The 24777-nt window shown below is 67.8% G+C and carries 26 protein-coding genes; 17 read left to right on the plus strand and 9 right to left on the minus strand.

Annotated features, from left to right (window positions below):
• Positions 1-50 precede the first annotated feature (50 nt).
• The 3 genes from ACUVWL_RS18000 to ACUVWL_RS18010 all read left to right on the plus strand — a co-directional run bounded on the left by ACUVWL_RS18000 (position 51) and on the right by ACUVWL_RS18010 (position 1786).
• Positions 51-377 (plus strand): low molecular weight protein tyrosine phosphatase family protein, encoded by a 327-nt coding sequence (locus ACUVWL_RS18000; protein WP_032960648.1) that lies wholly within the window; start codon positions 51-53, stop codon positions 375-377.
• A gap of 106 nt (positions 378-483) precedes the next feature.
• The gene (locus ACUVWL_RS18005) at positions 484-1038 is read left to right on the plus strand and encodes a hypothetical protein (protein ID WP_049442082.1); all 555 of its coding nucleotides are present in this window, start codon (positions 484-486) and stop codon (positions 1036-1038) included.
• Positions 1039-1339: 301 nt separating this feature from the next.
• On the plus strand, positions 1340-1786 hold the full coding sequence (locus tag ACUVWL_RS18010) for a universal stress protein (protein ID WP_005411629.1): 447 nt from the start codon (positions 1340-1342) through the stop codon (positions 1784-1786).
• Positions 1787-1956: 170 nt separating this feature from the next.
• On the opposite strand, the gene ACUVWL_RS18015 is transcribed toward ACUVWL_RS18010, so the two are convergent.
• Positions 1957-2241, minus strand: coding sequence for a DUF2782 domain-containing protein (locus ACUVWL_RS18015; RefSeq protein WP_111205376.1), 285 nt, complete (start codon positions 2239-2241; stop codon positions 1957-1959).
• A gap of 97 nt (positions 2242-2338) precedes the next feature.
• Between ACUVWL_RS18015 and polA the strand changes: the two genes are divergently transcribed.
• Positions 2339-5113 carry a DNA polymerase I gene (gene polA / locus ACUVWL_RS18020; RefSeq protein WP_445978624.1) on the plus strand — a complete coding sequence of 925 codons (2775 nt, stop codon included), beginning with the start codon at positions 2339-2341 and terminating at the stop codon, positions 5111-5113.
• 369 nt (positions 5114-5482) lie between these two features.
• A complete protein-coding gene (locus tag ACUVWL_RS18025; RefSeq protein WP_014648862.1) occupies positions 5483-5962 on the plus strand; it encodes a DUF421 domain-containing protein in 480 nt (159 codons plus the stop codon).
• Between the two features lie 44 nt (positions 5963-6006).
• On the opposite strand, the gene ACUVWL_RS18030 is transcribed toward ACUVWL_RS18025, so the two are convergent.
• The 7 genes from ACUVWL_RS18030 to ACUVWL_RS18060 form a co-directional block, all read right to left on the minus strand.
• Positions 6007-7527, minus strand: coding sequence for a hypothetical protein (locus ACUVWL_RS18030; protein WP_445978625.1), 1521 nt, complete (start codon positions 7525-7527; stop codon positions 6007-6009).
• A 96-nt stretch (positions 7528-7623) separates the two neighbouring features.
• Complete coding sequence (gene hemF / locus ACUVWL_RS18035; RefSeq protein ID WP_032960638.1) at positions 7624-8520, minus strand: oxygen-dependent coproporphyrinogen oxidase; 897 nt, start codon at positions 8518-8520, stop codon at positions 7624-7626.
• A 53-nt stretch (positions 8521-8573) separates the two neighbouring features.
• Complete coding sequence (locus ACUVWL_RS18040; protein WP_445978626.1) at positions 8574-10187, minus strand: hypothetical protein; 1614 nt, start codon at positions 10185-10187, stop codon at positions 8574-8576.
• Positions 10188-10224: 37 nt separating this feature from the next.
• Complete coding sequence (locus ACUVWL_RS18045; protein WP_445978627.1) at positions 10225-11337, minus strand: hypothetical protein; 1113 nt, start codon at positions 11335-11337, stop codon at positions 10225-10227.
• A 34-nt stretch (positions 11338-11371) separates the two neighbouring features.
• Positions 11372-11932: a hypothetical protein gene (locus tag ACUVWL_RS18050; RefSeq protein ID WP_241887618.1), complete on the minus strand. Its 561-nt coding sequence runs from the start codon at positions 11930-11932 to the stop codon at positions 11372-11374.
• A gap of 30 nt (positions 11933-11962) precedes the next feature.
• Positions 11963-12382: an NUDIX hydrolase gene (locus tag ACUVWL_RS18055; protein ID WP_445978628.1), complete on the minus strand. Its 420-nt coding sequence runs from the start codon at positions 12380-12382 to the stop codon at positions 11963-11965.
• Complete coding sequence (locus tag ACUVWL_RS18060; protein ID WP_164076988.1) at positions 12379-14748, minus strand: prolyl oligopeptidase family serine peptidase; 2370 nt, start codon at positions 14746-14748, stop codon at positions 12379-12381. Before ACUVWL_RS18060 ends, ACUVWL_RS18055 begins: the two co-directional genes overlap by 4 nt.
• 167 nt (positions 14749-14915) lie before the next feature.
• Between ACUVWL_RS18060 and ACUVWL_RS18065 the strand changes: the two genes are divergently transcribed.
• From ACUVWL_RS18065 to ACUVWL_RS18075, 3 genes are read left to right on the plus strand one after another with little or no spacing between them, the layout of a single operon-like run.
• On the plus strand, positions 14916-15245 hold the full coding sequence (locus tag ACUVWL_RS18065) for a hypothetical protein (protein ID WP_005411618.1): 330 nt from the start codon (positions 14916-14918) through the stop codon (positions 15243-15245).
• A 36-nt stretch (positions 15246-15281) separates the two neighbouring features.
• Positions 15282-15932, plus strand: a complete 651-nt coding sequence (locus ACUVWL_RS18070) for an RNA polymerase sigma factor (protein ID WP_445978629.1) — start codon at positions 15282-15284, stop codon at positions 15930-15932.
• Positions 15929-16144, plus strand: a complete 216-nt coding sequence (locus tag ACUVWL_RS18075; protein WP_445392014.1) for a hypothetical protein — start codon at positions 15929-15931, stop codon at positions 16142-16144. Before ACUVWL_RS18070 ends, ACUVWL_RS18075 begins: the two co-directional genes overlap by 4 nt.
• Positions 16145-16234: 90 nt before the next feature.
• Here ACUVWL_RS18075 and ACUVWL_RS18080 read toward each other — a convergent pair whose 3' ends face one another.
• Complete coding sequence (locus ACUVWL_RS18080) at positions 16235-16777, minus strand: hypothetical protein (protein WP_445392013.1); 543 nt, start codon at positions 16775-16777, stop codon at positions 16235-16237.
• A 305-nt stretch (positions 16778-17082) separates the two neighbouring features.
• Here ACUVWL_RS18080 and ACUVWL_RS18085 point away from each other — a divergent pair, with 305 nt between their 5' ends.
• From ACUVWL_RS18085 to ACUVWL_RS18125, 9 genes are all read left to right on the plus strand, one after another.
• Positions 17083-18480, plus strand: coding sequence for a cytochrome ubiquinol oxidase subunit I (locus tag ACUVWL_RS18085; RefSeq protein ID WP_032960628.1), 1398 nt, complete (start codon positions 17083-17085; stop codon positions 18478-18480).
• Position 18481: 1 nt separating this feature from the next.
• The gene (cydB, locus tag ACUVWL_RS18090) at positions 18482-19495 is read left to right on the plus strand and encodes a cytochrome d ubiquinol oxidase subunit II (RefSeq protein ID WP_032960627.1); all 1014 of its coding nucleotides are present in this window, start codon (positions 18482-18484) and stop codon (positions 19493-19495) included.
• A 217-nt stretch (positions 19496-19712) separates the two neighbouring features.
• Positions 19713-20456, plus strand: a complete 744-nt coding sequence (locus ACUVWL_RS18095; protein WP_014648849.1) for a beta-ketoacyl synthase chain length factor — start codon at positions 19713-19715, stop codon at positions 20454-20456.
• Complete coding sequence (locus ACUVWL_RS18100; protein ID WP_014038937.1) at positions 20449-21246, plus strand: lysophospholipid acyltransferase family protein; 798 nt, start codon at positions 20449-20451, stop codon at positions 21244-21246. Before ACUVWL_RS18095 ends, ACUVWL_RS18100 begins: the two co-directional genes overlap by 8 nt.
• Positions 21233-21490: a phosphopantetheine-binding protein gene (locus ACUVWL_RS18105; RefSeq protein ID WP_005411610.1), complete on the plus strand. Its 258-nt coding sequence runs from the start codon at positions 21233-21235 to the stop codon at positions 21488-21490. The genes ACUVWL_RS18100 and ACUVWL_RS18105 overlap by 14 nt, the downstream gene beginning before the upstream one ends.
• 17 nt (positions 21491-21507) lie before the next feature.
• A complete protein-coding gene (locus ACUVWL_RS18110) occupies positions 21508-21765 on the plus strand; it encodes an acyl carrier protein (protein WP_005411609.1) in 258 nt (85 codons plus the stop codon).
• A 22-nt stretch (positions 21766-21787) separates the two neighbouring features.
• A complete protein-coding gene (locus tag ACUVWL_RS18115) occupies positions 21788-22339 on the plus strand; it encodes a COG4648 family protein (protein ID WP_046433259.1) in 552 nt (183 codons plus the stop codon).
• On the plus strand, positions 22332-24017 hold the full coding sequence (locus ACUVWL_RS18120) for an ApeI family dehydratase (RefSeq protein ID WP_134809428.1): 1686 nt from the start codon (positions 22332-22334) through the stop codon (positions 24015-24017). Before ACUVWL_RS18115 ends, ACUVWL_RS18120 begins: the two co-directional genes overlap by 8 nt.
• Positions 24007-24777 (plus strand): glycosyltransferase family 2 protein, encoded by a 771-nt coding sequence (locus tag ACUVWL_RS18125; RefSeq protein ID WP_445978630.1) that lies wholly within the window; start codon positions 24007-24009, stop codon positions 24775-24777. Before ACUVWL_RS18120 ends, ACUVWL_RS18125 begins: the two co-directional genes overlap by 11 nt.

Consider the following 24777-nt stretch of genomic DNA (forward strand, 5'->3'; position numbering starts at 1 on the left):
CCGGAGCCTTTTCCGTTGGAAAAGGGCTCTGCCCCCATTAGGCTGCGCTCATGACCCGCAATGTGCTCTTCCTCTGCAGCCAGAACCGCCTGCGCAGCCCGACGGCCGAGCAGGTATTCGCCGATTGGCCGGGCATCGAGACCGCCTCGGCCGGGCTGCTGGCCGACGCCGAGGAAGTGCTCAGCCCCGAGCTGCTGCAGTGGGCCGATATCGTGTTCGTGATGGAGCGCGCCCACCGCAACCGGCTGTCCAGCCGCTACAAGGCCTGGTTGAACGGCAAGCGGGTGATCTGCCTGGATATTCCGGATGACTACGAGTACATGGACCCGGTGCTGGTGGAACTGCTGAAGCGCAAGGTCACGCCGTTCCTGCGTTGACAGGCTGTTGTAGAGCCGAGCCCATGCTCGGCTGCTTTTCCGGCCAGAAGCAGCCGAGCATGGGCTCGGCTCTACAATAGGTGGCACTTCTTCCAGGAACGCCCCCATGACCGAACCCACGCTGCACGTCACCGTGAAGTTGAACGCCCGGCTGCAGCCGGAGCACCGCCACGAACTGTTCGAGGATCCGCTCGACGCGCTGCTGCAGGCGGCCCAGGTGGGCGAGCTGACCGGCGGCGGCACCGCGATGTCCGACCTGGGTGAGGTCGAATACGGCGATATCGAAGTGGCACTGGTCGATGCCGCGGGCGTGCCGAAGCTGATCGACCTGCTGGAGCAGCTGGGTGCACCGAAGGGTTCGCAGATACAGGGCGCAGGCGAGGCCGATCGCAGCTTCGGCGTGACCGAAGGCCTGGGCATCTACCTGGATGGCCTGAACCTGCCGGACGAGGTCTACGAACAGTGCGATTCCAACCACGTGTTCGAGCAGCTGTCCGGGAACATCGACGGCCTGGGCGAGATCTGCAGCTGGTGGCAGGGCCCGACCGAGACCGCGCTGTACATGTACGGCCAATCGTTCGAGGCGATGCGCGATGCGATTGACGAGTTCGTGGCCAGCTACCCGCTGTGCCAGAACGCGCGCATCGTGCAGATCGCCTGAGCAACGTTGTTGTAGAGCCGAAGGTAGTGGCAGGAGCCGCTGCCAACGTCGCTTGCGACGGCCCGAAGGGTGCCGGTCAGGACGACCGGCATAGCCCATGTTCGGCTGCTCTTCCCGCCAGAAGCAGCCGAGCACGGGCTCGGCTCTACAGAAGAGGGCGGGCCGAGCCTGTCCCCCGGACCACGTGACGGTACGCACACGCCGCTGCGCGGCGCCGGATTGATCCTGCTCAAGGCGCCGCCTGCACATACGGTGTGCAATGGTGTCGTTCCCATCCGGCAGACCGCCACGGAGCCCCACCATGTACAAGCGCATCCTGATTGCCACTGACGGGTCCGAACTGGCCGACAAGGGCCTGGCCAAGGGCCTGGAGCTGGCCAAGGACCTCAACGCCGAGGTCGATATCGTCACTGTTTCCGAGCCGTGGGCCGTCGGCATGTACGACGCCATGGGCTGGAGCGTGGGCTACATGAACAGCCCCGAATACAAGGCCGACCGCGAGGAAGGCGCGCAGAAGGTGCTGCAGCCGGCGCTGGCCAAGGCCGCCGAGCAGGGCATCACCGCCAACCCGGTACACGTGCTGGACCGCTATGCGGCCGACGGCATCATCGAGACCGCCGGTGAGCGCAACAGCGACCTGATCGTGATGACCTCGCACGGCCGCCGCGGCGTGACCCGTGTACTGCTGGGCAGCCAGACCGCCGAAGTGCTGGCACGCAGCACGCTGCCGGTGCTGGTCATCCGCTGATCCATACCCGCTGATTCAAGCGTTCCCGGGGAGGGGACCCGACGCCGGCCGCAGGATGCGCGCCGGCGTTGTTTTTTTGTGGGGGGATCGGGGCCGTGCCGGTGGCTTCGAGGGGGTCAGAGCCCTTTCCTGTGGAAAGGGATCCGACCCCGGTCACAACCCCGGTCACCTCACCAGCTGTACAGCTTCCAGTAGACCGGCGACACGCCGTCCCTGTCGTTGTCCATGCGGCCGTCGCCGTTCTTGTCGTACATGTAGAACGGGGCACCGCGCGACGGGGTCACCTTGACCATGCGCAGCTGGCCGGACACGCGGTATTCCTCGATGGTGTCACCGTTGTCCATGGTGCGCTTGGATACATCCGCGCCCTTGACGTCCACCGGGGGAGCGCCCGCGCCACCCATGCTGGCGCAGCCAGCGAGCAGGAGCAGGGAAGCCAGCATCAGGGTCTTCATCGGCGGGGCCTTTGCCTGGAAAGAGCCCTGATTATGCCCCATCGCGGTGTACGGGCCGTGTCGCCGCGGTGCAGGCACGGGCGCGTAGAATCGGCACATGAGCAGATTAGTCCTGATCGACGGGTCCAGTTACCTGTACCGCGCGTTCCACGCGCTGCCGCCCCTGTCCAATGCACAGGGTGAACCCACCGGCGCGCTGTTCGGCGTGGTCAACATGCTGCGTTCGACGCTGAAGGAGCGCCCGGCCTACGTCGCGTTCGTGGTCGACGCGCCGGACAAGACCTTCCGTGACGACCTGTACGACCAGTACAAGGCCAACCGCCCGCCGATGCCCGATGAGCTGCGCAGCCAGGTCGAGCCGATGTGCCGCATCGTCGAAGCGCTGGGCATCAGCATCCTGCGCATCCCCGGCGTGGAGGCCGACGATGTGATCGGCACGCTGGCCCTTCAGGGCCTGGCGCAGGACCTGAAGGTGACCATTTCCACCGGCGACAAGGACTTCGCCCAGCTGGTGCGCCCGGGCATCGAGCTGGTCAACACCATGACCGGCAGCCGCATGGATTCGGATGCGGCGGTGATGGAGAAGTTCGGCGTGCGCGCCGACCAGATCATCGACCTGCTGGCGCTGATGGGCGACGCGGTCGACAACGTGCCGGGCGTGGAGAAGTGCGGGCCGAAGACCGCCGCCAAGTGGCTGGCCGAGTACCAGCACCTGGACGGCGTGATGGCGGCCGCGCCGGCCATGAAGGGCAAGATCGGCGAGAACCTGCGCGCCGCGCTGGAGCGGCTGCCGCTGAACCGCGAGCTGGTGACCATCCGTACCGACGTGCAGCTGGACGCCAGCCCGACCACGCTGGCCCTGCGCGAGCAGGATGTGCCGGCGCTGACCGAGCTGTATACGCGCTATGGCTTCACCCAGGCGCTGAAGGAGCTGGGCGCGCCGGTGCCGGCACCGGTGGCCGCCAGCGAGGCGACCCCGAGCCTGCGTGGCACCGCCGCTGGCTTCGCCCGTGGCAGCGTCGAGGCGCCCGCCGCTGGCACGCTGGATCCGGCACTGTCCGCGCCGGGTGAGTACGAGACCGTGCTGACCGCCGAGCAGCTGCAGGCCTGGGTCGAACGCCTGCAGCAGGCCGAACTGATCAGCTTCGATACCGAGACCGATGCGCTGGACGCGATGCGCGCGCGCCTGGTGGGCATCAGCCTGGCCGTCGAGCCGGGCAGGGCGGCGTACATTCCGGTCGGCCACGATTACCCGGGTGCGCCGGCCCAGCTGCCCATGCAGCAGGTGCTGGACGCACTGCGCCCGGCGCTGCAGGACCCGGCGAAGAAGAAGCTGGGCCAGCATGGCAAGTACGACCTGCATGTGCTGCGCCGCCACGGCGTGGCGGTGCAGGGCTACCACGACGACACCATGCTCGAGAGCTTCGTGCTCAATTCCACCGCCACCCGCCACGACATGGATTCGCTGGCGCTGCGTTACCTGGGCTACAGCACCATCAAGTTCGAGGACGTGGCCGGCAAGGGCGCCAAGCAGATCCCGTTCTCGCAGGTGGGCATCGACGAAGCCAGCCGCTACGCCGCCGAGGACGCCGACATCACCCTGCGCCTGCACCACGCATTGCAGCCGCAGCTGCTGGCCGAGCCGGCGCTGGACAGCGTGTACCGCAACATCGAGATGCCGCTGGTGCCGGTGCTGGCCAGCATTGAAGCCAATGGCGTGCGGATCGACACCGACGAACTGCGCCGGCAGAGCCAGGACCTGTCCTCGCGCATGCTGGCCGCGCAGCAGAAGGCCACCGAGCTGGCCGGGCGCAGCTTCAACCTGGATTCGCCCAAGCAGCTGCAGGCGGTGCTGTTCGACGAGCTGAAGCTGCCGGCGGTGGTGAAGACCCCGAAGGGCCAGCCCAGCACCAATGAAGAGGCGCTGGAGGCGATTGCCGACCAGCATGAGCTGCCGCGGGTCATCCTGGACTACCGTGGGTTGGCCAAGCTGCGCAGCACCTACACCGACAAGCTGCCGGAGATGGTCAACCCGGACACCGGCCGGGTGCATACCAGCTACCACCAGTCCGGTGCCGCCACCGGCCGCCTGTCCTCGTCGGACCCGAACCTGCAGAACATCCCGATCCGCACCGAGGACGGCCGCCGCATCCGCCGCGCGTTCATCGCCCCGGAAGGCTTCCAGCTGCTGGCGGCCGACTATTCGCAGATCGAACTGCGGATCATGGCCCACCTGTCCGAGGACCCGGGCCTGGTGCGTGCCTTCGAGCAGGGCGCCGACGTACACCGTGCCACCGCCGCCGAGGTGTTCGGGCGCACGCTGGAGGAGGTGACCCCGAACGAGCGCCGCGCCGCCAAGGCCATCAACTTCGGCCTGATGTACGGCATGAGCGCCTTCGGCCTGGCCCGCAACCTGGGCATCGACCGTGGCCAGGCGCAGGACTACGTGGCGCTGTACTTCAGCCGCTACCCGGGCGTGCGCGACTTCATGGAGCGGATGCGCCAGCAGGCCCGTGACCAGGGCTACGTGGAAACCCTGTTCGGCCGTCGCCTGTACCTGAACGACATCCACGCCCGCAACCAGGGCCTGCGTGCCGGTGCTGAACGCGCGGCGATCAACGCGCCGATGCAGGGCACTGCCGCCGACATCATCAAGCGCGCGATGGTGGATGTGGACCAGTGGCTGCGTGACAGCGGGGCGCCGGCACGGATGATCCTGCAGGTGCACGATGAACTGGTGTTCGAAACCGAAAGCAGTTTCGTCGAGGACCTGCGTTTGCAGGTGGTGGAGCGCATGTCGCAAGCGGCCAAACTGCGGGTGCCACTGGTGGTCGACACGGGCGTCGGCAACAACTGGGACGAAGCGCACTGACGGTGTTTCAGGCCGAAAACGACGTGAATTTGTTCATGAGTCGGGTGTTTCTGACTCGACCATGAATGTTGCCCCTATTGAAATTCATTAAATGGGGCCCCTTCACGAACCGTTAGTGTTCGAAGTGCTTCTATAACTCCCGACAGGCGCAACGCCTGTTGTGGATCTCTCCCATCCCCTGGAGCAGATCTCGGAACGGGGACTCCTCCCCAAGTGCCCGTTCCCCGGCCCCGTTGACCTCCCCCTGGTCAGCGGGGCTTTTTATTTGCGCCAACGGAACACACACTGGGGGTCAGATCCCTTTGCCCGCCGGGCAAAGGGATCTGACCCCAGGTGCTAGGCTGGGCCACCGTTCTGCAGGGGAAGACCATGCCCGACCTGTTCGCCCTGGCCATGCCGTGGTGGGAATTCATCCTGCGCGCGGTGGTGGTCTATGTCGTGGTGCTGGGCATGGTCCGGCTGGGCGGCAAGCGGGCTCTAGGGCAGATCACGCCTTTCGACGTGCTGCTGATCGTGCTGCTGGGCAACGCGGTGCAGAACGCGCTGCTGGGCACCGACACCTCGCTGGGCGGTGGCCTGCTGCTGGCGGCCACCCTGATCGTGCTGAACTACGGGGTGGGCTGGTTGACCACCCGGAATCGGCGCATGGAGCGGATGATCGAAGGAGAGCCCACCGTGATCGCGCGTGATGGCCGGCTGTTGGAGGGCGTTCTCCGCCGCGAACTGATCAGCCGGGCCGATTTCGATGCCGCGCTGCGCCAACAGGGCGGGCTGCGGATCGAGGACGTGCAGATCGCCTTGCTGGAGACGACCGGGCACATCACGATCATCGCGCGGAAGAGCACCTGACCTCGTAGCGCCGGGCCCATGCCCGGCTCAACAGGTGCCTGGCCTCAGGGAGCGGCTTCAGCCTTCAGCGCCGGCCAGTTGCGCGTCGCGTCCACATCGCAGGCGACGTGGGTGCCCTTGCCGTCCTTCGCGCAGATCGCCGCCATGGCCTGCGGAATCTTCGGATCCGCGGTATGCGCATACACCGCGGCCATTGCCAGGCAACCTTCGCGCACACCCGCGCTGCACAGCGTCTGGAAGTAGGACCGCGATGCGGCCCATTGTTCGTTTTTGAACAGTGCCTCGCCGGCAACCTTGCAGCCCAGCAGCTTGCCATCGGTGCAGCAGGCCTTGGCGCCGTCCTTGCGGTCCAGGGTCGGGCAGTCCAGCGGCAGGGGGATCTCCACGAAGGCCACCGGCGGTGCGCAGCTGGCATTGCCTGAGCCCGGCTTGCGCTCGTAGTAGGCGAAGCGGTTGCCGCCGTCGACGCTGGCCAGGTTTCCGTTCTTCAGCGGCTGCAGTACGAAGTCGCTGCCGACGTCGCGATGGATGAGGATGCGCCCGTCCTGCAGGCTCGCGCGCAGGCGCTGGTCGCGGCCCCCGGCTTCCACCAGGCCACCATCGAGGAAGCGCAGCTGCGAGAGCACGCCGTACTCCGCTTCATAGCTCCCACAGGGCAGCGCGGAAGCCGGCACCGGGGCCAGTGCGGCGGCCGGTACCGAGGCCAGTCGGGCAAGCGCCTCGGCGCCGCCGCAGGCCACGCCATCCGCGCGCTGGGCGCACGACAGCTGCAGCGCGTCATGGGCCTGCAACAGGCGCCCACCACTCCACAGCGCCTCGGCAACGTCGGCGCAGAACGCCTCGCCGTGCTGCTGCCGGCACAGTGCGGCCAGTTCATCGAGCTGCGCGGACGGCAAGACAGGGTCGTTCGAATGCTGCAGGCCGAGCACGGCCTTGCCCATCATCTCGGCGCCGACCACCTCGGCGATCGCCCTGCAGCCCTCGGCATTGAACGACGCCGAATCCTCCTTGCAGATCTCCGGCATCGGCGGCTCGGAACGTGCAGGCGCCGGCGCTGCGTCCTTGGCCTGCCGCTGGTAGGTCTCCAGCAGCTGCATGCAGGCCGCGCCCACGCCTTCGGCGCACCAGGCATGCAGCTTCAGCGGTTCGGCTTCCGGCAACGCCTCCAGGCACTCGGAGGTGTTCATTACGCAGCCGCCCTCGATGGGCTCCGGCATCGTCCTGCAGGCGGCGGTGTGCTCGCGGGTGAATTCGCGATAGGGGGTGCTGATCGTGCGATCGTTGTCCGAGAAGTACCAGTTTTCCAGGCGGCCGGTGGACAGGTTGCCGGTGCCGAGCACGTCCTCCTGGCGGGCGATGCGCAGCTGCTCGGTGGCCTGGTAGGGGCCGGACAGGAAACCATGGCCTTCACTTTCGATGGTCAGCGTGGTGTTGCCGTCGACGTCCTTGTAGGTGCCGCAGGCCATCGATTGCGCGGCGGCCGGCAGGCTGGCCGAGGCCAATGCAAGCAACAGCAGGGAGCGCCAGCCCGCGGCGCGGGGGCGGAAGGGAACAGCAGCAGGCATGGGGTCATCCTTGAAGGAGGCAGTGCAGGGCCTGTCCGGCGCGGGGCGCACCACAGGCGTAAGAAGGCGCCACGGATCAGGCGTGGCGCCGGACGATCAGAGCCAGTCGCGTGGCACCAGGTAGTCGGCCAGGCGCGCCTCGGCGCTGCCCGCTTCCGGGGTGAAGCCGTACTCCCAGCGCACCCGCGGCGGCAGGCTCATCAGGATGCTTTCGCTGCGGCCACCGCTCTGCAGCCCGAACAGGGTGCCGCGGTCGTAGACCAGGTTGAACTCCACGTAGCGGCCGCGGCGGTACAGCTGGAACTCGCGTTCGCGCTCGCCATATGCGGCGTCCTTGCGCTGCTGCACGATCGGCAGGTAGGCGTCGAGGAAGCCATCACCGACCGCACGCAGATAAGCGAAATCGCGCTCGAAATCGCCGTGCAGGTCATCGAAGAACAGGCCGCCGACGCCGCGCGTTTCATTGCGGTGGCGCAGGAAGAAGTATTCATCGCACCAGCGCTTGTGCGCGGCATAGCGCTCGTCGCCGAACGGCGTGCACAGGTTGCGTGCGACCCGGTGCCAATGCTGCACGTCCTCGTCGAACGGGTAGAACGGAGTCAGGTCGAAGCCGCCGCCGAACCAGCTGGCCACCACTTCGCCGTCGCGCTGCGCCTGGAAGAAGCGCACGTTGGCATGGGTGGTCGGCACGTAGGGATTGAGCGGGTGGAACACCAGCGACACGCCGGTGGCGCGCCAGGAGGCGCCGGCCAGTTCCGGGCGGTTGGCCGAGGCCGACGGCGGCAGGCGGCTGCCGGCCACGTCGGAGAAGCCGATGCCGGCCTGCTCGAACACCGCGCCGTCGCGCAGCACGCGGGTACGCCCGCCACCGCCCTCGGCCCGCTGCCACAGGTCTTCCTGGAAGCGGGCCTGGCCATCGACGGCCTCGATCGCCGCACAGATGCGGTCCTGCAGGTCGGTGAGGTAGGTGCGCACGCGCTCGAATTCGTTCATGGCGCTACTTTACCGCAGGGCCCGCCCGAAGCTGCGGGCAGGCCTTGGCCGGCTCATCGCTTGCGGTTGGAAGCGCGCGGCGCCGGAGTGTCCTCGGCCGTCGCTTCGTCCACCGCCTCCTGCAGGACACGGCCCAGCTCCAGGGCGCTCCAGTTTCCGGTGTCCAGCACGTCGCAGGCGACGTGGCGCCCGCTGCGGTCGGCGGCACACAGCCGCTCCAGCGTCGCATGGGCGTCGATGTCGCTGCTGCGGCCCTGCGCTGCGACCAGGTTTTCGCAGCCCTCGCGCACGCCGGCACGGCACACGGTGGTGTAGTGCTCTGCCGCCTGCCGCCACTGGCCGGACAGCGCAAGACGGTTGCCAAGAATGTTGCAGCCCTGCAGCTTGCCCTGCGCGCAGCAGGCTTCGGCACCGCCGCTGGCCAGCGCCTGCGGGCAGTCCTGCGGCAGCGGCAGCACCGTGTAGTGTTTCGGCGGGCTGCAGGTGCTCGCGCCCTCGCCGGTCGGCACGAACACCTGGAAGCGTGTCCACGTGTCCAGGCCCAGCAGCTGGCCCCCGGGCAACGGCCGCAGCACGAAGTCGCCGCCCTTGTCGTGGCGGATGCGGATGTCGCCGCCTTCGACACGAGCACGCAGTTGGCTGTCCCAGCCGATGCCGACCCGTCCTGCATCGCCGAAGTCCAGCGTATCCATCAGGCCACCTGCGGCGCGGAAGGTGCCGCAGGGCAGCGCCGTAGCCGGCTGCGGCCGCAACGAGGCGCCCAGCGCCTGCAATGCAGGCAGGCGCTCGCAGGTGGCGCTTTCCTTACCGGGCGCGCACGCTGTGGTCAGTGCCTGCACCGCCTGCAAGGGGTCGCCGGATTCCCACGAGAGCTCGGCCACGCGGCTGCAGAAGCCGCCATGGCCGACCTGCTGGCACAACTGCAACAGCTGCTGGCGCTGCGCGGCCGGCACCACCACCGGCGTGGAGGGTGACAGCACGGAGCTCACGGCTTCGACCGTCGCCGCACCCATCGCGGCCTTGACGATCTGATCCTGCAGCGCCGGATCCGCTTCCAGCGCCGCTGCACAGGCCGGTGTTTCGTTGCTGAAGCCGCCATTCCGGCACGGCACAGGCAGTTCGATGCCGGCCAGTGCGGTATCGAGGATGGCCTGTTGCTGCGCCTCATCCGGCGTGGCCGGCGCCCTGGCCTCGACATGCCAGCGATCGGCCAGCTGCAGGCACATGCCGGGCACGCCTTCCCGGCACCCTGCTTCCAGCGCGGCCGGGGGCGCTTCACGGCGGTTGTCCAGGCACGCCGCCGCATCGGCCAGGCAGCTGCCTTCAGCCGGCCTGGCTGCGGCGGCGCACTGTGCGGGGGCCTGCAGGATGTAGACCGTGCCATCCACCTCGACCGTGCGGCCACGATCGCGCACCTGCAACGCGCTGGGCAGGCCGTACTCCAGGTTCACCAGTTGCAGCTTTCCGTCGATCTGCTGGAACGCGACCGGAGACGGCGCACTGCCGAAGTGCTTCTGCTCGCCGCGGTTCGGTGAGCTGATGCGCAGCGTGCTGCTGCCTTCGTCGGCCTTGAACAGGCCGCATTGCGGTGACTGTGCGGCGGCCATCGGCGCGGCCAGCAGCAGCGCCCAGGCCAGCCAGCGGCGGCGCGGTGCGGGTGAATGCATGTCGTCTCCTTGACGATCGAACGGGAAACTCCAGGCGCTACGGCGAATCACGGCCCTCGCGCGGGGGCGTGCATTGTGCCGTGCCGGGCACCGGCTGGTAGCGCTGGTAACCGGTCTGCGTATCCATGCCAAGCAGGTCGCCGTTGCCCAGCTGGCGCAGGACAAGGGTTTCGCCGTCCTGCTGCAGGTGGATGGCGCCGTCATCCAGTCGGCCGCGCGTGCCATCGCCGAAGTCGAGCCTGTCGATCGCGCCGCCATCGGCCTGATAGCGGCCACAGGGCACTTGCTGGAGAGGCACGAGGCGTAGATCGGTGCCGAGTTCACGCAATGGCGCACTACGTTCGCAGGCACTGGCGCGCCCAGCATCGCAGACCACCTGCAGCGCCTGCACGGCCAGCGCGGGTTCCAGCGCGATCAACTGCTGCTCGGCAACCTCGGTACAGAAGCGACCACCACGGTGTTGCAGGCACAGCTGCTGCAGACGATCACGTGCAGCGCCCGGAAGCGGCGAATCCAGCGCGCCTTCGTCTACCTGTTGCAGACGTTCGCCCAATTGCTGCATGGCGGCAGCCAGCGCATCACTGGTTTGCGTCTCGCAGGCCTCCGGATCATGCCCAGGTGTGGGTTCGCGGCAGATGCCCGGGCGCTCGAAGCGGGCCGGGCCGGTGTCATTGGCTACTGCTGCGCTGTTCTCGCGCAGTTGTCGCAGCAGCGTCGAGCAGCCTGCGCCAACGCCTTCATTGCACGCGCGCAGGGCCTGGCCGGGTGAGGCCGTGGGCAGCTGCGCGATGCAGTGGCTGCCGGCGGCGCGACAGCTGCCGTCCATCACGCTGGGTTCGATGGCGCAGGCGCGGGAGTGGCTCAGCGTGTAGGTCACCACGTCGTCCTCGATGCGGTGCCCATCGGCGCTGATCCGGATCGGCTGCGCCACGCCATCGTCGAGCATGACCAACCGGGTCTGCGCCGCACTGCGATCGACCCATAGCGGCTCCCGTTCACGGATGTCGTTGTGGCGGTAGCCGCTGCTGGAGGTGGTGAACACGAGCGCCGTGCCGCCATCGGCGCTGCGGTATTCGCCACACTGCAACGCGTCGGCGCTGGCAGGCAGCGCGGCGAACAGCAGTGCGGGAAGAAGCATCAGCAAGCGCATGCGACAGTCCTTGTCGAACGGGGATCGGTAGAACTCAGTGGAAGCGCGAGCGCACATCCGGCCGCAGCAGGCGCCAGGCCAGCCAGCCCTGCAGGCCGAGAAGCACGAACGACATGCCGACCACGGTCAGCGTGATCAGCCAGCGTTTCAGATGCAGCTCCTGCAGCAGGGCCGGGTCATTGGCCAGCAGCGGAATGAAGTCGCCCATGAACAGGTCCAGCCACCAGGCGGCCGCGAAGTTGGTCAGGCCACTCAGCAGCAGCAGTACCACGAAGCTCCACAGGCCCCAGCGCCGTTCGCGCAGCAGGCCCCAGCTGGATACGGTCGAGGCCAGGCACAACAGCGCGACGACCATCGATGCGGCTACCGGGTGCGCCAGCAGCCAGATCAGGCTGTGCAGCTGCTGGTGCTGCACTTCGCTTTCCACCAGGCGCCACAGCGCGAGGTTGTGCAACGGCCACAGCACCAGTCCCTGCAGCACGAAGTAGATCGTCAGCACCAGTGACAGCCAGAACGAGGCCTGTGCGACAGGACGCACCCAGGCGTGATAGGCCGGGGAAGGCAGCGAGGGGATCGACGGGATCGACATTGACATCCGATGTCCTTGCAGTCGGCGCCCGCCTGCTCAGCGGGCCGTCACCCGGGTGGCGACCGCCGGCAGGATATGGTGTTCGCTCAAGGGTGCCAAGGGCAGGCCATGCGGTGGTTGCAGCGGCACCCAGGCCAGTTCGGCAATTTCGGCGCACGCCTGCGGCGTACCGTCCACCTGCACCCACCAGGCCTGGGCCTGCACGCGGTGGCCGGGCTCGTTCACCGCCCACTCCTCGAACGTGCCCAGTGCGATGGCGGCACCGGTGCACAGCTGCACGCCCAGTTCCTCGTGCAGTTCGCGGGCCAGCGCCTGCAGCGGTGCTTCGCCGGGTTCGGGCTTGCCACCGGGCTGGATGAAGCGGCGGGCACCGTGCTTGCGCACCAGCAGCGCCCGGCCGCGGTCATCCAGGATGACCGCGGCCACGATCCGGATCATGGCCGCGGCGTTGCTCACTTCAGGTTCTGCTCGAACAGCTTGAGGATGCGCTTGTACTGGTCCAGCCAGGAATCGGCACGCACGTAGCCGTGGCGTTCCAGCGGGTACGGTGCGATCGACCAGTTGTCCTTGTGCAGTTCGATCAGGCGCTGGGTCAGGTTCACCGAGTCCTGGAAGAACACGTTGTCATCCATCATGCCGTGGGCGATCAGCAGGTTGTCCTGCAGGTTCTGCGCGTACTCGATCGGCGAGGACACGCGGTACGCCTCCGGATCGATGTCCGGGGTGTTGAGGATGTTGCTGGTGTAGCCGTGGTTGTAGTTGTGCCAGTCGACCACCGGGCGCAGCGCGGCGCCGGCCTTGAACGTGCCCGGCGAACGGAACAGCGCCATGAAGGTCATGAAGCCGCCGTAGGAGCCGCCGTAGATGCCGGCGTGGTCACGGTCGCCCTGCTGGGTGTCGACCAGCCAGTCCAGGCCGTCCTTGTAGTCTTCCAGTTCCGGGTGGCCCATGTTGCGGTAGATGGCCGTGCGCCAGTCGCGGCCGTAGCCCTCGCTGCCGCGGTAATCCATGTCCAGCACGATGTAGCCCTTCTGCACCAGCAGGTTGTGGAACATCTGCTCGCGGAAGTAGGCCGGGTAGCGCTGGTGCACGTTCTGCAGGTAGCCGGCGCCGTGCACGAACATCACGATCGGGTACTTCTTCCCCGGTTCCTTGTTTTCCGGCTCGTAGTACTTGGCCCAGACCACGCCCGCACCGTGCCTGGACGGTACCGCGACCAGCTTCGGCTGGATCCACTGGCGTGCCTTGTAGTCGGCGGTGCGGGTATCGGTCAGCACGCGTGCCTGGCCGCCGGTGCTGGGCAGCACCGCCAGCTGCGGCGGCAGGTAGGCACCGGAGTAGCGCACCAGCAGCTGCTGGCCGTCCGGCGACAGCGAGAAATCCTCCACGCCGTTGAGGCTGGTCAGCTCGCGTACCTGGCGGTTGCCGGTGTCGACCGCGCAGACTTCGTAGTCATGCGGCGCCTGCTGGTTGCACAGGAAATAGAAGCCCTTGCCATCGGCCGACGGCACCGGCGCCGAGGTTTCCCATTTGCCGCTGGTCAACGCCTGCGGCTTGGCGGTGCCGGCCTGGGTGTACAGGTGCGAGAAGCCCGATTCCTCGGACAGCAGCCACAGCGTGCGGCCATCGGCCATCCAGCCGAAATCGTTGAAGCCCCAGTTGATCCAGGCGTTGTCGGTCAGGCGGTGGCGGTTCTGCACGCGGCCGTCGGCGGCATTGACGCTGATGATCCAGCGGTCCTTGTTGTCGTTGGCACGCAGCATCACCGCGGCCTGCTGGCCGTCGGCGCTCCAGCGGATGCCGCCGCCCATGAAGTCGCTCATCACCTGCACGCTGCGCTCGCCCTTCAGCGCATCCTTGCCGGCCTTGCGGCGCAGCTCGGCCAGCGGGTCGGTGCTGATGCCCGGCAGGCTGGACAGCGAGAGCTTTTCGGCCTTGCCGGTGCGCACGTCCACGTACCACAGGGTGTGTGGCTCGAAGCCGTTGCGGCCGACGCGGGTGCGGGTGTCCTCGGTTTCCTCGTAGCCCGACTCGGTCACGTACAGCGGCATCTTGCTGGTGCGGCCGTCGTCGAAGTCCTTCGGCTTGGTCACCACGATCAGGTGGGTCAGGTCCGGCGACAGCACGCTGTCACCGATCTCGACGTCGGCGCCCAGGTACACCGGGCCCGGTGCGCGGGTCGGGTCGGCCTGGCGCCAGCGCTGGTCCTGGTCCTTCAATGCCTCGCGCTGGTCGCGGTCGCGGCGCAGGGTTTCCAGCGTGCGCAGCTGCTGGTCGCGCAGCACGTCGGCCTTCGGCGGCGTACGCGGGTCCTTCTCGGCCTTCAGGCTGGCCACCTGCTGCACGCCGCTGGCGGCGGTCCAGTGGAACCAGTTCTGGCCGACGCGCCAGATCACGCCGTTGTCGGCAGCGAAGTTCACGTTGCCCGCGCGCTCGTTGCTGCGGGTCAGCTGGGTCAGTGCGCCGCTGCGCAGGTCGCGCACGAACACATCGCCATTGCGGACGAAGGCGCTGCGGCTGCGGCTGCGGTCATAGACCGGCTCGGCCACGTCCAGGGTGCCGCGCTGGTCATCGGCCACCTGCGCGGCCACGCCACCGGCCACCGGCTGGCGGAAGGTATCGCGTACCGGGCTGCCGTTGCGCTTGAGCTGGTACTCCACCTGCTGGCTGTTCCACGACCACCAGGCCTTCTCGACCGGCGGACCGATCCAGTCCGGGTCGGCCATGGCCTGTTCGATGGTGATCGGCGTCGGCGCGGCATGCGCAGCCGGTGCGGCCAGCACGGCCGACAGCAGGAGGGACAGGGGCAGCACTCGGGACATGGGCGGACGGCACCAGTAGAGGAAACCGGGCAAGCGTAGCAGCCGCACGGGCCCGGGGCAGGGGCCACAGGTCATGGCAGCGGGATTGGCAAAGTGGTGCAACCGGTGGCCGGCCTCGCGCATCCATTCTCCTGAACCCGCATCATCCACCGAACAGGAGCCCGACCATGCAGGAACTGATCCCGATCACCCTCTTCATCTGCATCGCCTACGCGATCCATGCCATTGCCGATGCCCGCGCCCGCAGCAAGCTGGTGGCCCCGCACGTGCCGGAAGAAGTGATCCGCTCGCTGGCCGTGCTGGAAGAAGAGCGCCGCCGCCAGGGCGCGCTGCGCTGGGGCATCAGCCTGGTCTGCCTGGCGCTGGCCATGGCCCTGCTGGAAGCGATGGGTGCCCGTGACCTGACCTTCGGCGCCGCCGCCGCACTGGTCGGCAGCGCCGGCCTCGGCCAGCTGCTGGCCTGGCACTTCACCCGTCCTGCTGCGCGCAAGGGCTGAGGCAGGCGTGCCACGGGCACAGGGGGCGCCCCGTAGATGAGCCTGCTCGACGACGCACTGTCGGCACTGCGGGGCCGTCGCCGCCACGACGCGAAGACGGAGGCACCCATCGGACCGCTGGACGCGGACCAGGCCCTGGTGCGGGCCATCATCGATGGCTCGCAGGTGGCGTTTTCGCAGCTGGTCGAGACCCATCAACGCACCTGCGCGCATGTGATCGGGCGCATGGTGGGCGATCGTGATCAGGTGGCCGACCTGCTGCAGGAAACTTTCCTTGCGGTGTTCCGCCAGCTGCACCGGTTTCGTTTTGAATGCTCGCTGCGCACCTGGGTATCCCGGGTCGCTTACACCACGGCGCTGCAGCACCTGCGCCGGCGGCGGCTGGAGGCGCAATGGATGGTGGCCGTGGAGGTGCCGGAGGAACTGGGTGTCGGCGATGAAGGCCCGGGCCCGGTTGAGTTGAGCGAGGCGCTGCAGGCAGGGCGCCAGCTCGGCGCGGCGCTGGAACGGCTGAGTGCACCGCAGCGCCTGATCGTCGGCCTGCACTACCTGGAGGATTTCGATCTGGCCGAAATCGAGCAGGTGACCGGACTGGCACGCGGTACCATCAAGAGCCACCTGCACCGCGCGCGCCAGGTCCTGAAGCAGGAACTGACGCGGCATGCCGCCGCCGGAGAACTGCTGTGAACCGACCGACCGACCCTCGCGATGCGGAAAAGCGCGCGCTGGCGCAGGCATTGCGTAAGCAGGCGCAGCAGGAAGCAACGCCGGATGTGAGCGAGGCGCTGCAGAAGCGCATTGCCGCTGAGTCGCGCGACAGTGGCGTGGGCTATGTGGTGGTGCAGGTGGTGTTGTTTGGCGCGCTGCTGGCTGCAGCAGCCTGGTATTTCTGGCACTGATTGAAGATCAAGCCCGGGGCCGTATATGGAGCCGCCGTGCCTCGAACCCGATCGAACCCATCTGCAATCCGTCCACGGGGACCACTTGGATCACCCCTTCGATTTCTCGATATCTTCAGGATTCAGATCGATGCTCCTGGACTTCCATTCGTCCAGCTGAACTTGGCTGACGAACGCCCTGATCAACGGATGGTTGTCAATCTCTGCTCTGACCTCCTTCGTGACTAGTAGCGATTGTTGTGCCGGACCCAACGGATCGATCATCTCATCGACCACCACTTCCTCGACGACGTGTCTTTCGAACTCCTCAGGGATGAAATCAAGCGATTCTGCAGGCTCCTCTCCCAAGAAAAGCACTAGGGAACCCAAGGCCAGAATGAACGCCTCACCTTTATTGTCAGCGGCTGAAAGACCGTACTCGTCGAGTGGGACAGCATTCTCGACGTAGAGATCGGTTTCGCTGATGAGACCTTGTGAAGGCATCTCGCCTGTCGCAACCAAATTCCACAATGAATCCAGAAAATTGCGCGCTGGCTGTTTCTGGAAAATCGATGAGGACGAGAACTCAATGTAGAGCCTTTCGGTGGAATAGAGCGCCCGCAGAAGCTCACGGCGTTGGGGAGTTGTGATCATTGGTTCTCTAAATGATTTGGCTGATTTTGGCGATGTTTCGTGAGGAACCGCCGAAAGTTGCAGTGCTGCCTGCCGAACTCGGCCGACTGCAGTCAGCAACCCAGGACGGCAAGAAGCTCTCACGTCAAAGGACCCGCAGATATGCAACGAGTTGCAATTTGTCCGGCCCATCTGAAATTGGACCCTTCCCTGAGCCGGTCCACCTGCGACAAAGTGAAGCAGCGCGTCACCCGGTCGCATCCCACCTTAACGAAATCCTCCTAAAGTGGTCCGGTATCCCACCGGTCGCAGGCAGGAGGCGTCCCTTGGACGCGTTGTTGTTGTCCCGGATCCAGTTCGGATTCGTCATCAGTTTCCACGTGCTGTTCCCGGCCTTCACCATCGGCACGGCCAGCTGGCTGGCCTTCATCGAATGGCGCTGGCTGCGCACCAAGCTGCCCGTCTGGCGCGAGCTGTATTTCTTCTGGCAGAAGATCTTCGCGGTGTCGTTCGGCATGGGCGTGGTCAGCGGCATCGTCATGGCCTTCCAGTTCGGCACCAACTGGCCGCGGCTGAGCGAGGTGGCCGGTACGGTCATCGGCCCGCTGCTGACCTACGAGGTGCTGACCGCGTTCTTCCTGGAAGCCAGCTTCCTCGGCGTGATGATGTTCGGCTGGGGCCGGGTCTCGCCGCGCCTGCATTTCCTGTCCACCTGCATGGTGGCGCTGGGCACGCTGTTCTCCACGTTCTGGATCCTGTCGTCCAACAGCTGGCTGCATACGCCTGCCGGCTACGAGATGGTCAACGGCATCGTGCATCCGGTGGACTGGTGGCAGGTGGTGTTCAACCCCTCGTTCCCGTACCGCCTGGCGCACATGGCGCTGGGCTCGTTCATCACCACCTGTTTCGTGATTGGTGGCGTCGGTGCGTGGTACCTGCGCAGGGGCACGCACGTGGAAGCGGGGCGGCGCATGCTGATCGCCGCCGTTGCATTCGCGGCATTGACCGTGCCGGTGCAGATCTTCGTCGGCGACATGCATGGCCTGAACACGCTCAAGCACCAGCCGATGAAGATCGCGGCGATGGAAGCGCACTGGCATGAAACCGAGGAAGGCGAGGGCGTGCCGCTGGTGGTGTTCGCGCTGCCGAACGAGAAGGAAGAGCGCAACGATTTCGAAGTGGCCATCCCGAAGCTGGGCAGCGTGATCCTCACCCACAGCCTGGACGGCACCTTCGACCCGCTGACCTCGGTACCGGCCAGCGAGCGGCCGCCGGTGACGCCGGTGTTCTTCGCCTTCCGCATCATGGTCGGGCTGGGCACGCTGATGCTGCTGTTGGCCTGGGTGTCAGCGTTCCAGCTGTGGCGCAGGAAGCTGCTGGATTCACCGTGGCTGCTGCGCGGATGGAACTGGATGCTGCCGAGTGGCTTCATCGCGCTGCTGTCCGGTTGGTTCGTCACCGAGATGGGGCGCCAGCCGTGGGTGGTGTACGGCGTGCTGCGCACCGCCGATGCGGTTGGCCCCCAGAGCGCGTGGATGACGGCGTTGTCGCTGGGCGTGTACGTGGTCGGCTACGCCTTCGTGTTCGGCTGGGGCATCTGGTACCTGGTGAAGATCCTGCGCCACGGGCCGCAGCCGTATGCCGAGGGGCCGTCGCTGGACCATGGCAGCCATACGCCGGCACGCCCGCTGTCGGCGGCCGACGAACCGCTGGAGGAGCGCTGACATGGACCTGATGACCTGGCTGCCGGTGGCGTGGTTCGCGGTGATCGGCTTCGGCGTGCTGATGTACGTGGTGCTGGACGGCTTCGTGCTCGGCATCGGCATCCTGGCCCCGTTCGCCGAGGACGAGGAGCAGCTGGACCTGATGATGAACACCGCCGCGCCGATCTGGGACGGCAACGAGACCTGGCTGGTGCTGGGCGGCGCCGGGCTGCTGGCGGCGTTCCCGAAAGCCTATGCGGTGCTGTTGTCGGCGCTGTACCTGCCGGTGCTGCTGCTGGTGGTGGCGCTGGTGTTCCGCGGCGTGGCGTTCGAGTTCCGCTTCAAGGCACATCGTTCGCGCCGGCTGTGGAGCGTGGGGTTCGGCCTGGGCTCGCTGCTGGCCACCTTTGCCCAGGGCGTGATCCTGGGCACGCTGGTGCAGGGCATCCCGCTGGTGGACGGTGCCTACCAGGGCGGCGCGTTCGCCTGGTTCAGCCCGTTTGCGATGCTGACCGGTGCCGCGCTGGTGGCCGGCTATGCGCTGCTGGGCAGCACCTGGCTGATCCTGAAGACGGAAGGGCGCGTGCAGGCGCTGGCGCGGCAGATGACCCGCCCGCTGGTGGTGGCGGTGATCGCGGCGATGGGCCTGGTGAGCAGCTGGCTGCCGTTCCTCGATTCGCGGTTGATGGACCGCTGGTTCAGCGACGGCAACTTCTGGTGGCTGTCGCCGGTCCCGCTGCTGACCCTGGCGGTGGCGGCCGCGCTGTGGCGCAGCGCGACCCATCCGCGCCGCGACCTGCCGCCGTTCCTGCTCAGCCTGGCCCTGTTCGTGCTCGGCTTCCTTGGCCTGGTGCTGGGCATGTGGCCCTACCTGCTGCCGCCGTCGATGACCCTGTGGCAGGCCGCCGCGCCGGCCTCCTCGCTGGGCTTCACCCTGGTCGGGCTGGTCATTCTGCTGCCGGTCATCCTCGGCTACACGGCGTGGTCGTACCGGGTGTTCCGCGGCAAGGTGCACGCCGACACCGGTTACCACTGATCGTTTGAATGCGGGGCCGGCCGGTGCCGGCCCCCGCGTTGGGGAATGTGAAACCTGCACACCCCGCGCAGGACGTGCTAGCGTGCGCTCCTTTCCGGCGGCCAGGGGGGCAGCCGGCGACGTCCTGGACGGACGCACGGCTGCAGGAATGGGGGGCCGCCGCGCGTCGCCGTAATGGCTCGTGCCTATCGTTCTCCCGTTGAAGCACCATCGCTAAATGATCGAATTCTCCATCGTCGACTGGGCCGCCTGGGCGCCCGGCCTGAGCGAGCGTAGCCAGTGGCTGGGCTGGGCCGATGCGCCGTATCCGCCGCAGGGCGAAGACACGCCGGCGTTGGCCGAGATCCCGGCGATGCAGCGCCGCCGCATCGAGCGGCTGGGCCGGATGGCGATCCAGGCTGCCTGCTGGTGCGAGGACGGGCAGGGCGCTGACAGCCAGGTGCCGCTGGTGTTCGCCAGCCGCCACGGCGACGTGGCCCGTTCGATGGACCTGCTGGGGGCGCTGGCCAGCGATCAGCCCCTGTCCCCCACCGGGTTCGGCCTGTCGGTGCACAACGCGATCGCGGCGCTGTACTCGATCGCCCGCGGCCACCGCGGCAACTACCTGGCGCTGGCCGCCGGCCAGGCCACGGTCGAGACCGCCTGCCTGGAGGCCGCCGGGCTGCTGGCCGATGGTGCCCGCGAAGTGCGGGTGGTGGTCTATGAGTCGCCGCTTCCTGAAATTTACGCGACGTTTGCCGACGAACCCGACCCGTTCTTTGCCTGGTGCTGGCGTTTGACCGCGCCGACAGCGGGCCAGCCGACGCTCTCGCTGCAATGGGAGGCGGCGCCGGAGGCCACCGCCACCGCCCCGGGCACGCTGCCGCACGCGCTGGACCTGCACCGCTTCCTGCTGTCTGGCGCGCCGGCGCTGGAGCACGTGGCCCAGGGCCAGCGCTGGCGCTGGGGACGCCGTGGCTGAGGCGCTGCGCCGCCTCGATCATGCCTGGCGGGTGTTCGGCACCGGCCTGAGCTTCGCCGCATTTGGCGTGGGCGGCCTGCTGCTGGGCGTGCTGGTGATGCCGGTGCTGCTGCTGATGCGCGACCCGGTGGTCCGCCGCCGCCGGGCCCGCCGCGTGGTCCAGGTCGCCTTTGCCAGCCACCTGCGCCTGATGCGTGCGCTGGGGGTGATGACCTACCAGATCGAGGGCGGGGAACGCCTGCAGCGCGACGGTTTGCTGGTTCTGGCCAATCACCCGACCCTGATCGACGTGGTCTGCCTGATTTCGCTGCTGCCCAACGCCGATTGCGTGGTGAAGCGGGCCGTGGCCTGCAACCCGTTCATGCGCGGCCCGGTGCGGGCGGCCGGCTACATCGCCAACGATGACGGGGCCGGCCTGGTCGACGACTGCGTAGCGGCGGTGCATGCCGGCGGTACCCTGGTGATCTTCCCGGAGGGCACCCGCAGCGTGCCGGGCCAACCGCCGCGGCTGCAGCGCGGGGCCGCCAACATCGCCGTCCGCGGCCGGCTGGACATCACCCCGGTACGGATCACCTGCACCCCGCCCACGTTGACCAAGGGACAGAAGTGGTATCGTGTCCCCTCACGTCGCTTTCACGTTCGGCTGCAGATCGGCGAAGATATCCCGATCGCGCCCTTCCTGGCCGATGACGACTCGCCAAGGGGGGATGCCTTGGCAGCACGCCGCGTCACCGAGCACCTTTCTCGTTATTTCGACCTGTCTGGAGATCCGCCCCGTGCAAGCACTTGAGCACGAGATCAAGGAATTGATCATTTCCTCCCTTTCGCTGGAGGACATCACGCCGGAGGACATCGATCCGACCGCGCCGCTGTTCGTCGAGGGCCTCGGCCTGGATTCGATCGACGCGCTGGAACTGGGCCTGGCGCTGCAGAAGAAGTACGGTGTCAGCCTCTCGGCCGATTCGGAAGAAACCCGTCGCCATTTCTCCAGCGTGCGCGCGCTCGGCGAGTTCGTCGCCGCCCGCCAGTCGTAACGGCGCCAGGAATTGCCATGACCAAGAATGAACTGTTCGAACGCATCGTCAGCATCCTGACCGACAGCTTCGAGATCGAAACCGCCCGGATCACCCCCGAGGCCCGCCTGTACGACGACCTGGACATCGACAGCATCGATGCGGTCGACCTGATCGTGCAGCTCAAGCCGCTGCTCGGCCGCAATCTGCAGCCGGAAGCGTTCAAGGCCGTGCGCACCGTGCAGGACATCGTCGATGTCGTGCATGGACTGCTGCCGGACCAGGCAGCCGCCTGACCGCAGCGCCGGCGGCTTCGCCATGGCTCGCGCACGTACCGTCGTGGTGGCAGCGATTTCGCTTGCCTACCCGCTGCTGGTGTACCTGGCGATGGGCCGTTTCGAGCCGCGCTGGCTGTCGCTGCTGCTGTTCACCCTGGCCCTCCTGCGTGCACTGAGCACGCGACAGCCGCTGTGGTGGGCCGCCGCCGCTGGCACCGGCCTGCTGGCGGTGCTGGCCACCGTGCTCAACCAGGCCCTGCCGCTGAAGCTGTACCCGGCGCTGGTGAACGTGGTGATGCTGGCGGTGTTCGGCACCAGCCTGCGCTTCGGGCCGCCGCTGGTGGAGCGCCTGGCGCGGCTGCAGGAGCCGGACCTGCCGCCGTTCGCGGTGGCCTATACCCGCCGCGTCACCCAGGTGTGGTGCGGCTTCTTCGTTCTCAACGGCAGCCTGGCCCTGCTGACCGCGCTGTACGCGTCGGACCGGGTCTGGATGCTCTACAACGGATTGTTGGCGTACGTGATGATGGGCGTGTTGTTCGCAGGGGAGTGGCTGGTGCGGCGGCAGGTGAAGGCGGCGCACGCGCATGGCTGAGTGGATTGCCCTGGACCGGCTGCTGCTGGAGGCACGGCCGCAGCGCAGCGTCGGCCTGTGCGACGGCGAGGTGATCGACCATGCCGGCTTCCGCCAGCGCGTACTGGCCTGGCGCGCCGCCTTTGCGGCCGCCGAAGGCCGCGACTGGGCCCTGTACTTCGATGATGCCGTGGCCTTTGCCGCCGCGCTGTTCGGTGCCTGGCATGCCGGCAAGCGGGTGTTCCTGGCCGCCGACAACCTGCCAGCCACGCTGCAGGCGCTGCAGCCGCAGGTGAGCGGCTTCGCAGGCGACGTGTCCGCCGACTACCGCTCGCTGGTGGCGCTGGACGCCGCGCTGGACGATGAGCTGCAGGCGCTGGACGAGCGCGCCTGCGAGCTGTGCGTGTTCACCTCCGGCAGCACCGGCCAGCCCAGTGCGATCGGCAAGCGCCTGGACCAGCTGGCGCGCGAGGTGGAGGCGCTGCAGGCCGCGTTCGGTGCGCAGATGGAGGGTGTGCAGGTCCATGGCACGGTGTCCCACCAGCACATCTACGGGCTGCTGTTCCGCGTGCTGTGGCCGCTGGCCGCCGGCCGCCTGATTCATCCGCGCCGGTTCTTCCACGAAGACCTGGTGGGTGCGCTGGCCGGTACCGATACGGTGCTGGTGGCGACGCCGGCCCACCTCAAGCGCCTGCCCGGGCAGCTCGACTGGGCCAGCCTGCATGGCCGCCTGCGCGCGGTGTTCTCCTCCGGTGGTCCGCTGCCGGAAGACGCAGCGCGGCAGGTGCGGCAGTGGCTGGGCGTGGCCCCGACCGAGGTCTATGGCAGCAGCGAGACCGGCGGCATCGCCTGGCGCCGCTGGGACATCGACCTGCCGCCGTGGCAGCCGCTGCCGGGCGTGCAGTGGCGCATCGACGATGGCTGCCTGGCGGTGGCCTCGGCGCACCTGGACACCCCCGGTTGGTGGCGCACCCAGGACCGTGTCGAAGCCCTGGTCGACGGCCGCTTCCGCCTGCTGGGCCGGGCCGACCGCATCGTCAAGATCGAGGAACGCCGGGTGTCGCTGGATGCGCTGGAACGCGCGCTGCGCGAAGACGCCGAGGTGGATGACGCGCGCGTGCTGGTGCTGCCCGGGCAGCGCGAGCAGCTGGCCGCCGTGGTGGTGCCGGCCGATCCGGCGCTGCTGGAGGGCGGCGACGCTGCGCGGCGGGCGCTGGGCCAGCGCCTTGGCGCCCGCCTGGCGCATGCGCATGACGCAGTGACCCGGCCGCGTCGCTGGCGCCTGGTGCAGGCGCTGCCGATCAATGCGCAGGGCAAGGTGACCCAGGCCGCGCTGGCGGCGCTGTTCCAGCCGTTGATGCCGGTGCCGGCGTGGGATCACCGCGATGCCGCCAGCGCCACCCTGCGCATGACCCTGGACCCGGCGCTGCGGCCGTTCCAGGGCCACTTCCCGCAGGCGGCAATCCTGCCCGGCGTGGCGCAGCTGGACTGGGCGGTGCGCTTCGCCCGCCAGGCGTTTGTGATGCGGGGCGCGTTCGTGCGCATGGATGCGGTGAAATTCCAGCACGTGGCCCGCCCCGGTGACGAGTTGACCCTGCAGCTGGACTGGGATGCCGCACGCAACGTGCTGGCCTTCCGCTACACCTCCAGCCACGGTGTGCATGCCAGCGGCAGGGTGGTTTTCGCTGATGCGGACTGACCCGGCCGTTGCCGGTGCCGCATTCGCGCCACTGGTGGTGATCCCCGTCTACGACCACGAGCACGCCATCGCGGCGGTGGTCGATGGCGTGCAGGCCGCGGGACTGCCCTGCCTGCTGGTCGACGATGGTTCGCACGATGGGTGCGCGGCGGTGCTGCGCGCGCTGGCACAGCGCCAGGGCGTCGACCTGCTGCGCCTGGACGCCAACCAGGGCAAGGGCGGGGCGATGCTGGCCGGCTTTGCCGAGGCCGGCGCGCGTGGCTACAGCCACGTGCTGCAGATCGATGCCGACGGCCAGCACGATACCACTGACCTGCCACGCTTCATCGAAGCCGCGCGCGCCCATCCCGAGGCGGTGATCTGCGGCATTCCGGCTTACGACGCCAGTGTTCCCAAGGCGCGCCTGTATGGCCGCTACGCCACCCACATCTGGGTCTGGATCAACACGCTGTCGCTGCACCTGCGCGACACCATGTGTGGCTTCCGCGTGTATCCGCTGCCGCCGGTACTGCGCCTGATCGGTGAAGAGACCATCGGCCGGCGCATGGATTTCGATACCGAAGTGATGGTGCGGCTGTACTGGCGGCAGTTGCCGGTCGAGCACCTGGCCACGCGCGTGACCTATCCATCCGATGGCGTGTCGCACTTCGATGTGTGGCGCGACAACGTGCGCATCAGCCGCATGCATACCCGCCTGTTCTTCGGCATGCTCTGGCGTGCGCCGCGGCTGCTGTGGCGCCGCCTGCGGGGGCAGCGCTGA

This window comes from Stenotrophomonas muris (genome assembly GCF_052751275.1).